Source organism: Arthrobacter sp. B10-11, assembly GCF_033142195.1.
Taxonomy (GTDB): Bacteria; Actinomycetota; Actinomycetes; order Actinomycetales; family Micrococcaceae; genus Arthrobacter; species Arthrobacter oryzae_C.
This window is the reverse complement of sequence record NZ_JAWMTH010000001.1, coordinates 505,782-518,068: the sequence shown is the minus strand read 5'-3', so window position 1 is coordinate 518,068 and position 12,287 is coordinate 505,782. Positions and strand designations below refer to the sequence as shown.

Sequence of the window (12,287 nt, the reverse complement as noted above, 5' to 3'; positions counted from 1 at the left end):
CTCAACGTCCGCGCCTGCGGCTCCGGTTCCCTGCCACTGGCATAATTCAGCGCATGATCATCGCTGTTGCCATCAACCCCCGGGCTTCGTTCGGCGGTACCCGGCACATGGGCGATACGGTGGTGGCCTTTTTCCGCGCCGCCGGGGCGCTTGTCGTGGTGCTGAGGAAGGCCAGCTATGACCGGCTTGAAACCGCAGTGCGTGAGGCGCTGGCCGCAGGCTGCGATGCTTTGGTTGTGGTGGGCGGTGACGGCATGGTCCATCTGGGCATCAATGCGCTCGCCGGACCAGGTGCCCCCTACGGAGCGGTGCCGCTGGGGATCGTTCCCAGCGGCACGGGGAACGACATGGCCCGTGCGCTCGGGCTTCCGTTGAACGATGCGGTTGCTGCCTGTGAACGGATCCAAGAGGCATTGAAGACCGGCGGGCGCCTCATTGACGCGGGACGGGTCACGGGTAACGGCACCACCCGCTGGTTTGCCGGAGTAGTTTCCGCCGGTTTTGATGCCGCCGTCAATGAACGGGCCAACGCCTGGCGCTGGCCCCGCGGAAAGAGCAGGTACAACCTGGCCATGCTCCGTGAACTGGCCACTTTCAAGCCCATCGACTACACCGTGACGGCCGACGGCGAGACCTGGCATCAGGGGGCCATGCTCATCTCCGTGGCGAACGGCCAGTCCATTGGGGGTGGCATGAAGGTCACCCCCGACGCCCTGCTCGACGACGGATTCCTGGATCTGTTCATCGTCGGGCCCCTCACCCGCGCGCGGTTCCTCGCCGTCTTCCCGAAGGTTTTTTCCGGCCGCCATACCGGGCACCAGGCAGTGCACATCAGGCAGGTGCGCCGGGTTGAGCTCTCTGCCGTGAGCGTTGTTGCCTATGCCGACGGCGAGAGGATAGGCCCGCTGCCGCTGACTGTGGAGGTGGTGCCTGGCGCGATCAGGGTTCTGGCGGTGCCCTGACGGCGCGACCGCCGAAGCGTCTAAACTCTTGCGGAGGACCGGCCGGAGCAGTGCCGCCGGCAGAAGGTATTCTTGGGGGCAATGTGCAGTCGACAGGCAGGGGACCCGCTGCGGGCGGTGCAGGATTTGTATCGGGGGCCCGATCTGTGTCGGGGGCCGTCCGGCGGATGGCCCGGCCACTGATCTTGGCCGTGGTGCTTGCCGGCGGGGCCGGCTGCAGCGTGGGCGTCCCCGACCCCGCCGCCCCGCGCGACATCCAGACCACGTCCGCGCTCGCGACTCCCACCATTACGCCCGGTCACGATGCGGCAGCGGTGGCAGCCCGGGACCTTCCCTTTGCGGCCGGAGACTCCTTGGCCCCGGGAGTCGCCGTCGGCCTGTCCGACGGCCTCCGCGATGCCCCGGGCTGGCAGCCAGTCAAGGAGAACGTGGCGGGGGAGAACCGTTACCTCAAAGCCGACGGATGCGTGGCCTCCGCCCGGGTCAGCGTGAACCAGGGGACACTGGTCGTCACTGGCGATGACAAGGCCTCCACCGTTGAGTTGTTCAAATACCTGGACCCCGCCATCCTCCCCGGCTACCTGAAAACCGACACCTTGCGCTGGGGTGGCGAGCCGGACAAGCCGGGACCCCGGACAGAGGTTCTGGTCTACGAGAGCGGAGCAGCGCCGGGCGGGAAGTCCACTGCAGTGCTGGCACGCCTCTTTGGCAAGGCGGGTTCCTCCGTCTACGTTTCCCTCGCGTGCCCGGACGCGGCCGCGCTCGCAGCGGCCCGGACGGACGTTGCGGAACGCCTGCTTGTTGTTCCGCCTGGCAACTGAGCTGCTATTGCCCGCGGTGAATCCGGGGTGACAGCCGGTTGAGGGCCAGCGCGCCCACGAGCAGGCCAAAGTCGCGAAGCGCGACGTCGAAAAAGCTGCCCAGGAGCAGCAGGTTGACGATGATTCCCAGCAGCCACACGGCCACCAGCATCGATCCGAAGCGCGGCCGGACTGCAACCGCGATGCCGGCGAGAATCTCCACGATCCCCACGCCGTACATGATGGTCTGGGCCGGGAGTGGAATCACCGCCGTGGCCACAGGGGCCAAATACACGGTCCAGTCGGCGAGCAGATTGGTGAACTTGTCCAAGCCGAACAGGATGGGGGCGACCGTGAAAACCGTGCGTAGCAACAGGAAAGCCTGCCTGCCCGGTTCGGAGGCCAGCGTGCGGCCCGGGGAGCTCAAGGCCGAGGACGATTTCATGACGACTCCTTCTAAAAGTAGGTATCCTAATTTTAGAAAGCCGCACACAATTAAGCAATGAATCTTGTTTTTAGAGTTAGGGTGTTCCATGCGCAGACTTCCGTGGGACCGCCGGCTTGCGGCCGTGGCATCGCTCGGCGATGAAAACCGCCGAAAGCTCTTCGGGTTCGTCACGTCATCCCCGCGCCCGGTGGGGCGGGACGATGCGGCCGCAGCGCTCGGAATCCCGCGAAGCACTGCGTCGTTCCATCTGGACAGAATGGTGCAGGACGGGGTGCTCACCGCGGAGTTCCGCAAACTGGGCGGCAAGGCCGGGCCCGGTTCCGGCCGGCCCGCAAAAACGTACCGGGCGGCCCAGCCGGAAGTGGGAGCCTCCGTGCCTGACCGCAATTACGATCTGGCCGGTGAATTGATGGTGGCAGCCATCGAACATTCCACTGCAGTGGGAGAGCCGGTGCGGGATGCACTGCTGGCAACTTCTCATGCAAAGGGCCTGGCGATGGCTGAGGGCAGCCCAGGCCTCGAGGAGTTCCTCGCGGCGGAGGGCTACCTGCCGCTGCCTGACGGCGACGGAGGCTTTGCCCTGGGCAACTGCCCGTTCCACCGGCTCGCGGACGGACATGCGGACATAGTCTGCGCCATGAACGGAGCTTTCCTGAGCGGCGCTGCGGCCGGCTGTGGTGTTGCGGAAAGCCGCATCGTGGGCAACGACGCACCCGGCCAGTGCTGTGCGAGGGTTACGCCGGCCTGAACTCCGGCGATCTGCTGGGCCGTCCGGCCAGCAGGACGCCGGCTATGACAAGCAGGCCGCCGATGGCCTGGGGGAGGGTGACCGGAATACCCATCATCACCGTGATGGCCGCCGTGAAGACGACGATCAGGTTCAGGAAATTGCCGGCGGTTGCCGGTGGCGTTGTCTTGAGTGCGAGGTTCCAGCACAGGTATGCCCCCAGCGACGGGAACGCGGCTATGTAGGCGATCGACCATCCTTCGGCGGCTGTCGCGGGGAATTGGACTCCCGCGGCGATGGCAGCCGGAGCCAGCAGGACGGTGGCCATCACCACCTGGACGGCCGTGGACGCAATGGCAGGCAGCCCCAGCCGGCGCGAAATGATGGTGTAGAAGCCCCACACGGCGATGGCCCCGAGCATCAGGAGCTCGCCGACATTGAAGGTAATGCTGAAGACCCGGTGCAGTTCGCCACGGGTCAGGACCAGGAGGACTCCCGCGAGGCCCAGGACAATGCCCAGCCAGCCGGAGATGCCGGGCTTTTCGCCGAGGATGAAAATGGCCATCACCACGATGAGGGCGGGGTTGGCGGCAGTAATCAGTGAGGCGTTAAGTGCCGAGGTGTGCTGGAGGGCCGTGTAGAGCAGCAGGGTGTAGCAGGCCATGCCCAGAACGCTCAGGAGCAGCAGGACCCGCCAGCGGCCCAGGACGGCGCGCCAGTCGGGACGTTCCACGAAGTGGGCCAGTGCCACCAGCGGAAGTGCCGCCAGTGCCCACCTCCAGAAGGTGAGTTCCAACGGCGTCAGGGTGTTCACGGCTGCCTGCCCCACCGCAAGGTTCCCGGACCAGAACAGGGTGGCCAGCACCAGGTAAATCGAGGCTTTCACCGCTCGAATCTACACGGGCGCCGGAGCGTGCCGGGTGTCCGCGGCTAGAATTGGCTTGTGTCCGTCTACCTCGATCATGCCGCCACCACGCCCATCGCCGCCGAGGCCCTGGCGGCACTCACGCGCGAGCTCGCCAGGACCGGAAACCCGTCGTCGCTGCACGGCTCCGGGCGCCGCGCCCGCCGTGCGGTGGAGGATGCCCGGGAGGCCATTGCCGCCGCAGCCGGGGCCCATCCGTCGGAGGTCATCTTCACCTCGGGCGGCACGGAGGCTGACAACCTGGCTGTCAAGGGCCTGTACTGGTCCCGCCGTGCCGAAAATCCGGGACGCACGCGGATCCTGTGCTCCGCCGTCGAACACCATGCCGTCCTGGACACGGTTGAGTGGCTGGAACGTCACGAGCAGGCGGAGGTTTCTTGGCTCCCCGTGGATTCCGAGGGTGTGGTGGACCTCGACGTGCTGAAGTCGGAACTCTCCCGGAATCCGGAGTCCATCGCCCTCGTCTCGGTCATGTGGGCCAATAACGAGGTCGGCACCATCCAGCCGGTGCAGGCTGTGGTTGAAGCGGCCCACGCCGCGGGCGTTCCTGTTCATTCCGACGCCGTCCAGGCCTTCGGGTCCGTGCCCGTCGACTTCCGGACCAGCGGTCTGGATGCCATGTCCATCTCCGGACACAAGATCGGCGGGCCGGTGGGCGTCGGCGCCCTGCTGCTCGGCCGCTCCGTCAAGCTGACGCCGGTGCAGCATGGCGGGGGCCAGGAGCGCGACGTCCGTTCAGGGACGCTGGACACGGCGTCGATTGCCGCCTTCGCCGCCGCGGCGGAAGCCGTGGCCAGGAACCTCCCCGGGGAAGCGGCCCGCATCGCGGGGCTGCGGGACCGGCTGATCGCCGGCGTACTGGATGCCGTCCCCGAAGCTGTCCTGCGTGGCGCGCCGGGGGACGGGCGCCTGCCCGGCAATGCGCACTTCACGTTCCCTGGCTGCGAAGGTGACTCGCTGCTGTTCCTGCTGGACCTCGCCGGCGTCGAATCGTCCACCGGTTCGGCCTGCACCGCCGGCGTGCCGCGTCCCTCGCACGTGCTGCTGGCCATGGGGCTCGACGAGGAGGCCGCACGGGGTGCGCAGCGCTTTTCCCTGGGGCATGCTTCCACCGACGCCGATGTCGATGCCCTGCTGGCAGCGCTGCCGGGCGCCTACCGACGTGCGCGCCAGGCAGGGATGGCCGGACATGAATCGTCCATCCAGACCGCAGCCACGGTGGCGCGTCAGGCCTCTGCCAGGAGCTGATCCAGCGCGACGGCGGGATCAGCCAGGCGGGCGGCGCTGACCGGAGCGCGGCTGGAGACCAGGGCCTTGATGGCTTTCTGGGTGCGGGGAACGTTGACGTTCATGCCTGCCACCACCCGGCCTTCGTGCTGCCAGAATGCAATGAATTCCCTGCTGGCCAGCGAGCCCCTGATGACCGGTTCCGCGCCCGCCGCCAGCGTGGGGAAACCCGAATACTCCATGCGGACGTCGTACTGGTCCGTGTAGAAATACGGAATCGTGTCCAGCTGCGCATCCTGGCCGAGCATCGATTTGGCGGCGATTTTTCCTCCGTTGAGTGCATTGGACCAATGCTCGCTGCGGTGGTGCTGCCCGGTGAACGGGTGCAGCGTGTTGGCCACGTCTCCGGCGGCGAAGATGTCCGGCGCACTGGTCCGCAAGGAGGCATCCGCCAGTATGCCGTTGTCCAGGGCCAGGCCCGCAGCCTCCGCAAGCGCAGTCTCCGGCAGCACGCCCACGGCGATCACCACGATGTCGGCCGGCAGCACATCGCCCGAACCGGTGACCACCGCGGTGACACGGCCGGCGTCGCCCCGGAGTTCGGACGCCGTGGTGCCAAGCCGGAACCTGACCCCGTTGGCTTCGTGGATTGAGCGGAAGAAAGCGCCCAGTTCCGGTCCGATGGCGGCTGCCAGCGGAATGTCCTCAAGTCCGAGCAGGGTCACATGGTTGCCATAAGTGGTGGCCGCAGCCGCGAGTTCCATCCCGATCCAGCCGGAGCCGATCATCACCACGTTCTTTCCGCCGGGCGAGATCTGCTCCCGGAGGCGGCGGCTGTCGTCCAGGGTCCGGAACGTGGTGACACCGTCCAGCCCGCTCCCTGGCAGTTGCATGCGCCGGGGGACGGCACCCGTAGCCAGCAGGAGCGCGCCGTACTCCAGCGAACCGCCGCTGCTGAGACGCACCGTGTGCGCGGCGGGGTCGATGGCGGCGACGTGCGTACCGAGGCGGAGGTCGACGTCGTTCTCGGTGTACCACGCCTCAGGCGCAACCGGTACGGCGTCTTCGCCCGCTGTGCCCAGCAGGTAGTCCTTCGACAGCGGCGGGCGAAGGTACGGGTGGTGCAGCTCGGAACCGATGAGGGTGATCCGGCCGGAAAAGCCTTCGCTGCGCAGCGTCCGGGCAGCGGTGGCCCCGGCCAGACCGGCGCCAGCGATGACGATGTCTTCGATATTGCGTTCCACGGGCATGGTTCCGCTCGATTCCTGAAGGGTCTGGCGGTGAGGCCGCGTCCATTCTAAAAATAGTAATCTTGACGATAGAAGGCGGCCGGCGGACAGTCAAGGGGCGCAGGGGTGATTTCCGGGCACTCTTTGCCAGCGCGGTAGAATAGACGGGCATGCAGTGTGTCCAGCCGGCGTGCCATGCGCCGGGCCGGGACGGGCTGCGGCCGCACCATCAAACCTTCCCCTAAAGAAAGCCAGCATGCGAGTTCTTGCAGCCATGAGCGGCGGAGTCGATTCCGCCGTAGCCGCCGCCCGCGCCGTCGAGGCGGGACACGACGTCGTCGGTGTCCACCTGGCGTTGTCGAGGATGCCCGGAACCCTCCGTACCGGCAGCCGCGGGTGCTGCACCATCGAGGACTCCCGCGACGCCTGGCGGGCCTGCGACGTACTGGGCATCCCTTACTACGTGTGGGACTTTTCCGAGCGGTTCAAGGAAGACGTGGTCCAGGACTTTATCGACGAGTACGCCGCCGGACGCACCCCGAACCCCTGCATGCGCTGCAACGAACGCATCAAGTTTGCGGCCCTGCTGGAAAAGGCCATCGCGCTGGGGTTCGATGCCGTCTGCACCGGCCACTACGCCAAGGTGATCACGGACGCGGAAGGAAACCCGGAACTCCACCGGGCGGCCGACTGGGCCAAGGACCAGAGCTATGTGCTCGGAGTGCTCACCCACGAACAGCTCAAACACTCCATGTTCCCGCTGGCGGACACTCCCTCGAAGGCTGAAGTGCGCGCGGAGGCCGAACGCCGCGGGCTCTCCGTGGCCAACAAGCCGGACAGCCACGACATCTGCTTCATTCCGGACGGCGATACCGCCGGGTGGCTGGCGGAAAAGATTGACATGACCACCGGCGACATCGTGGACGAAACCGGGTCCAAGGTGGGCGAGCACCCCGGCGCCAACGCGTTCACGGTGGGCCAGCGCCGTGGCCTCAAGCTGGGCACTCCCGCCGCCGATGGCAAGCCGCGGTTCGTCCTGGAAATCCGGCCCAAGGAAAACAAGGTGGTGGTGGGCCCTGAAGCGCTGCTGGCCATCGATGAGATCCGCGGCATCAAGGTCTCCTGGGCCGGCCTGCCCATCGCGGAAATTGCCACCGGCGAGGAGTTTGACTGCCACGCGCAGGTCCGCGCCCATGGCGATCCCGTTCCCGCGACGGCCCATACGGAACTTCTGACGGACGACGACGGCGCGGAGCGGACGAACCTTGTGGTGACACTGACCACTCCGCTGCGCGGGGTGGCCCCCGGACAGACCGTGGTGCTGTACCAGGGAAGCCGGGTCCTGGGCCAGGCGACCATCGACGCAGCGCGCTCGCTGCAGCGCGCAGCACTCTAGCCCGGGACGCAAGTCGCTACGGCCAGCCGTAGTCAATGACGCCTGCGACCGCAATAATTGAGGCCTGGGAACCAGACTTGATGCAGACCCCCTCACCCGGGAGGCTGCACAGTTGAGGAAAGCGGGCCCGTTATGGTCTCACCAGCGCTTGGCATCGGGCATGGCCTCGAAATGGTCGCGCTTACGGCGCTTGCCGAGGGCCCCTTTACCCGTAAGTCGGGCAAGCCGCTGACCACCAGTATCCGGGTTCCCGTGGAGAGACTCGCCAACGGCCCGGTGGGGGCGCGCCTCTCGCTGCGGGTCCGGGCTCCCGGGGCTGACGGACCCCGGCCTATTTCCTTGGCCGTAGACCGCAACGAATGGTGCATTGACGACCAGGCCGCGCCATCCGGGCTCGATGAGTTGCTGGCCGACAGCCGCTTCCTGGCGCAGCATGTCTATGCTGTGGCGACGGCCACGCTCCAGGCCTTTGAAGTCACCCTCGGACGCCGGATGGGCTGGGCCTCGGGCCACCGGCTGGTCATTAGTGTGTATGACAAGATCCCCTACACCTCCACCGGCTACGACCGCGAGCGCGGACTCATCCGCTTTGGCCACAAAACCGACGGCCGCTCCCAGCGTTCCGTGCCGCTGGCGCTCTATCACGACCTCGTGGCCCATGAGGTGACGCACGCAGTCCTGGACGGCTACCGGCGGCTGTGGACGGACAGCGATGCTTTGCTCGACGGCTATGCCCTGCACGAATGCATCGCGGACCTCGTGGCAATGCTGAGCGTTTTTTCGTCGCCCGAGCGGGTGGAGCAACAGTTGTCAGTGGCTGTCCCGGGCGCGGACGGCAAGCGGGGAATCGTGGCCGCCCGGAACATGGAACAGGAAGTCCTGGCGTCCGGGCTGTTCGGGCTGGCAGACGGACTGTTCTCCCGCGGCGCCGCCCGGCGGCCGCTGGCCATGGATGTACCCTTCGAGTGGCGGCTGAATCCCGAACCCCACCGGCGGGGCGAGATTGCCGTGAAGGCGGTGCTGGACGCCGTCGTCAAACTCTGGTTGCAGCGGCTGGAAAGGCCTGGCGGCCGGTCCAGCCGGTACCAGGTGGCCGAAGCCGGGGCGCACCTCGGGCATCAGATGCTGGGGATGGTGATGCGGGGGCTTGCCTACATGCCGCCGGTGGACCCGGGGTGGGAAGACCTGCTGCGTGGAATCCTCGCCGCTGACGCGGTGCTGGTGCCGACGGACATGATGGGATTCAGGCAGGCCGTCCGCGACGCTTTCTGGGACATTGACCTGTCGACGGAACCCGATGAACTCCTGGACGGGCTCAAGCACCTCCGCGACCTGCGCTATCCGGTCCGGCTGTCAGCCCTGGCCGCCGACCCTGAGGAGGTCAACCGGTTCATTTGGGAGAATCCGCGGCTGATCGAGGCGTCCGGCATCGACCAGAACACGAGCATTGTTGTGAGCCGGGTGCGCCCCAGTACGCGCGTGGGGCCGGACGGGTTCGTCGTCTCCGAGATCGGGGCCTCGTACGTACAGTCAGTCACCCTGTCCAAATCGGAAGCAAGGAACAAGCTCGGCCTCCGCGTCGACACCGACTACTACACAGTCCGTGGCGGAGGCCTGCTGCGGTTTGACGAAGGCGGCCGGCTGTGTTTCGCCGCACTCAAACCGGTCATGGACGCCGAGTGGCAGCAGGAGAAACTCGAGACCATAAAACGGGAAGCCGGGATCAGAATGCCGGCGGCAACCTTCCACCCGGAGGACGAACGCCGGGAGTGAGCCTCCGTCAGCGCCCGGTGTCAGCTTCCCCAGCGAGCTTTCCGCGCGGCCGTCGAGCCCTCCAGTTGCGCCACCTGGTCAAAGCCGCCGGCTCGCAGGCCCTTGCTGACCAGCTTCAGGATCTCCGCCCTGCCCAGCGCGCCGTCGCCCCTGATGGCCCGGATGAAGTTGTACGTGAAGGCCCCGTTGTAGCGGCCCTCCAGGAAGGCGTCGGCGGCGGTCTGGTCGGCGCGGCAGGCAGCCAGGAGGACCGGTTTGACGCCCCGGCCGGCCTTGACCAGGTCCCGCAGGGCCCTGGTGTCCTTGAACTCGGTGTCTGCAACGCCCCGCGCCGTGGGTGCCGGCAGGAACCGGGGCCTTCGCCCGGGCAGCAGGTCCAGCGATTTCAGCCCGGTACCGCTGTGGCAGGTATCCAGGACAACGTCCATCAGCACGCCGTCAGGAAGCCGCGCAAAGAGGGCGAATAATTCGTCGTCCGAAATGACGGTGGCAGGATCCCACGAGTCGCCCGTGTTGTTGATGTCGTAGCAGGCGAAGGCCTCATCCAGCCGGTCCGCCTCGTCGTCGCTGCTGTCCGGAATCTGCGTTCCATGGCTGGAGAACGTAAAGACGATGTGCTGGAGTTCGCCGGCGGCGGCGCGGCCCAGCATCGAATCAAGTTCCGCCATGACCTGGTTCTTGGTCGCCTGCGAGTCGAGCAACAGGGAGATGTCCGCCTCGGCGAAGCCATACCCGGACTGCAGCAGTCCGGCGAGGTCGCGGGCGTCATTGACACAGCCCTGAAGCCAGCTGGACTTCGGCAGATGTTCAAATTCGTTGATCCCCACACAGAGGGCGGCTTTGCTCATGATGTGTTCCTTCGGCCAGGTAGGGCAACTCTATTCCCGGCAGGGAGGCTCTTCAATGGCAATGACCACTGCACGGTCAATCATTCCTTAGGACCCCGATCCGCCCGGTAAACGGAAGAAAACGATAGTTTCCCCCCAATCAGGTAAATTTTGTGTCTCAACTCACAGGTTGTAACGATTCAGCGCGCTTCGGTCTGATTGAATCGGGTGATCAGGACACCGTCCGCCCACCGAGTCCAACTCATCCAGTTGCGCGGCGGCGCGCGTGTACTCATCGAACAGAAAGTCCACAGATGGCAATGAACAAAAAGGCCCTGCACAGCGCTATCGCGCTCGCGGGTGTTTCCGCGTTTGCACTGACAGCCTGCACGGGCCCGTCCGGCGGCGGCGGAACTTCCACCGGCGGCGCCGGAGGCGGAACCATCACCTACGGCACCACCGACAAGGTCGTTACCCTCGATCCCGCGGGCTCGTACGACGCCGGTTCCTTTATGGTGATGAACCAGATCTACCCCTTCCTGCTCAACGCCAAGCCCGGCACGGCTGATGCTTCTCCCGACATCGCGGAATCCGCCGAATTCACCAGCCCCACGGAATACACGGTCAAGCTCAAGTCGGACCTTAAATTTGCCAACGGCCACGCCCTCACGTCCTCGGACGTGAAGTTCTCCATCGACCGCGTTGTCAGCATCGCGGACGACAACGGTCCGGCCTCCCTCCTCGGAAACCTCGACTCGGTCACGGCCAAGGACGACTCCACGGTCGTCTTCAAGCTCAAGGCCGGCAACGACCAGGTCTTCCCCGGTGTGCTGGCCGCCAACGCCGGACCGATCATCGATGAAGAGGTCTTCCCGGCGGACAAGCTGATGAGCGACGACGAAATCGTCAAGGGCAAGCCGTTCGCCGGCCCTTACACCATTGAGAGCTACAAGAAGAACGAGCTCGTCAGCCTGAAGGCCAACCCGGACTACAAGGGCCTGCTGGGAAAGCCCGCCAACGACGGCGCGAGCATCAAGTACTACGCTGACTCGAACAACCTCAAGCTGGACGTCCAGCAGGGGAACATCGACGTCGCCGGCCGCAGCCTCACGGCAACGGACGCCGCCGACCTTGAGAAGGACTCCAAGGTCACGGTCCACAAGGGTCCCGGCGGCGAGCTGCGCTACATCGTGTTCAACTTCGACACGATGCCGTTTGGTGCCAAGGCCGCCGACGCGGATCCCGCCAAGGCACTCGCCGTTCGCCAGGCCATGGCGAACATCGTGGACCGGGACGCCATCGCAACCCAGGTTTACAAGGGCACCTACCTGCCGGCGTACTCCGTGGTCCCTGACGGCTTCGCCGGGGCGATCCAGCCCCTGAAGGAAATGTATGGCGACGGCAGCGGCAAGCCCAGCCTCGACAAGGCCAAGAAGGCCTTCGCCGATGCAGGCGTCACGGCTCCGGTCAACATCAAGCTGCAGTACAACCCGGACCACTACGGCAAGTCCTCCGGCGACGAGTACGCCATGATCAAGGAGCAGCTGGAGAAGTCCGGCCTGTTCAAGGTGGACCTGCAGTCCACCGAATGGGTCACGTATTCCAAGGACCGCACCAAGGACGTCTACCCCGTGTACCAGCTGGGCTGGTTCCCGGATTACTCGGATGCTGACAACTACCTGACGCCGTTCTTCGTTCCGGGCAACTTCCTCAAGAACCACTACGAGAACGCGGCCGTGACGGACCTGATCACCAAGCAGCTCACCACTGTTGACAAGGCAGAGCGCGAGAAGGTCCTGGGTGACGCCCAGACGGCGGTCGCCAAGGATCTCTCCACGCTGCCGCTGCTGCAGGGCGCCCAGCTCATGGTCGCCGGCAAGGATGTCAAGGGTGTCGAAAAGACCCTCGATGCATCCTTCAAGACCCGTCTTGGCGTAATTTCCAAGTAGGTCGAGTTCCCCATCCGGTCCTGA

11 protein-coding genes are annotated in these 12,287 nt (G+C 65.9%); 7 read left to right on the top strand and 4 right to left on the bottom strand.

Annotation, left to right across the window (positions count from 1 at the left end; all coding sequences use genetic code 11):
* Positions 1-53 precede the first annotated feature (53 nt).
* Complete coding sequence (locus tag RW112_RS02445; RefSeq protein WP_317780267.1) at positions 54-962, top strand: diacylglycerol/lipid kinase family protein; 909 nt, start codon at positions 54-56, stop codon at positions 960-962.
* Between the two features lie 167 nt (positions 963-1,129).
* On the top strand, positions 1,130-1,783 hold the full coding sequence (locus RW112_RS02440) for a hypothetical protein (RefSeq protein ID WP_317780266.1): 654 nt from the start codon (positions 1,130-1,132) through the stop codon (positions 1,781-1,783).
* A gap of 4 nt (positions 1,784-1,787) precedes the next feature.
* Here RW112_RS02440 and RW112_RS02435 read toward each other — a convergent pair whose 3' ends face one another.
* On the bottom strand, positions 1,788-2,207 hold the full coding sequence (locus RW112_RS02435; protein ID WP_317780265.1) for a hypothetical protein: 420 nt from the start codon (positions 2,205-2,207) through the stop codon (positions 1,788-1,790).
* 88 nt (positions 2,208-2,295) lie between these two features.
* Here RW112_RS02435 and RW112_RS02430 point away from each other — a divergent pair, with 88 nt between their 5' ends.
* Positions 2,296-2,958, top strand: coding sequence for a helix-turn-helix transcriptional regulator (locus tag RW112_RS02430; RefSeq protein ID WP_317780264.1), 663 nt, complete (start codon positions 2,296-2,298; stop codon positions 2,956-2,958).
* Here the strand turns inward: RW112_RS02430 and RW112_RS02425 are convergent.
* Positions 2,945-3,823 (bottom strand): DMT family transporter, encoded by an 879-nt coding sequence (locus RW112_RS02425; protein WP_317780263.1) that lies wholly within the window; start codon positions 3,821-3,823, stop codon positions 2,945-2,947. The genes RW112_RS02430 and RW112_RS02425 overlap by 14 nt on opposite strands.
* Before the next feature lie 57 nt (positions 3,824-3,880).
* Between RW112_RS02425 and RW112_RS02420 the strand changes: the two genes are divergently transcribed.
* Positions 3,881-5,110, top strand: a complete 1,230-nt coding sequence (locus RW112_RS02420) for a cysteine desulfurase family protein (protein WP_317780262.1) — start codon at positions 3,881-3,883, stop codon at positions 5,108-5,110.
* On the opposite strand, the gene RW112_RS02415 is transcribed toward RW112_RS02420, so the two are convergent.
* Positions 5,089-6,339, bottom strand: coding sequence for an NAD(P)/FAD-dependent oxidoreductase (locus RW112_RS02415; protein ID WP_317780261.1), 1,251 nt, complete (start codon positions 6,337-6,339; stop codon positions 5,089-5,091). The genes RW112_RS02420 and RW112_RS02415 overlap by 22 nt on opposite strands.
* A 235-nt stretch (positions 6,340-6,574) precedes the next feature.
* Here RW112_RS02415 and mnmA point away from each other — a divergent pair, with 235 nt between their 5' ends.
* Positions 6,575-7,714 carry a tRNA 2-thiouridine(34) synthase MnmA gene (mnmA, locus tag RW112_RS02410; RefSeq protein WP_411709846.1) on the top strand — a complete coding sequence of 380 codons (1,140 nt, stop codon included), beginning with the start codon at positions 6,575-6,577 and terminating at the stop codon, positions 7,712-7,714.
* Between the two features lie 132 nt (positions 7,715-7,846).
* Positions 7,847-9,487, top strand: coding sequence for a hypothetical protein (locus RW112_RS02405; RefSeq protein ID WP_317780260.1), 1,641 nt, complete (start codon positions 7,847-7,849; stop codon positions 9,485-9,487).
* 20 nt (positions 9,488-9,507) lie between these two features.
* Here RW112_RS02405 and RW112_RS02400 read toward each other — a convergent pair whose 3' ends face one another.
* Positions 9,508-10,335: a caspase domain-containing protein gene (locus RW112_RS02400; RefSeq protein ID WP_317780259.1), complete on the bottom strand. Its 828-nt coding sequence runs from the start codon at positions 10,333-10,335 to the stop codon at positions 9,508-9,510.
* A gap of 293 nt (positions 10,336-10,628) precedes the next feature.
* Here RW112_RS02400 and RW112_RS02395 point away from each other — a divergent pair, with 293 nt between their 5' ends.
* Positions 10,629-12,263 carry an ABC transporter substrate-binding protein gene (locus RW112_RS02395; RefSeq protein ID WP_317780258.1) on the top strand — a complete coding sequence of 545 codons (1,635 nt, stop codon included), beginning with the start codon at positions 10,629-10,631 and terminating at the stop codon, positions 12,261-12,263.
* Positions 12,264-12,287 lie beyond the last annotated feature (24 nt).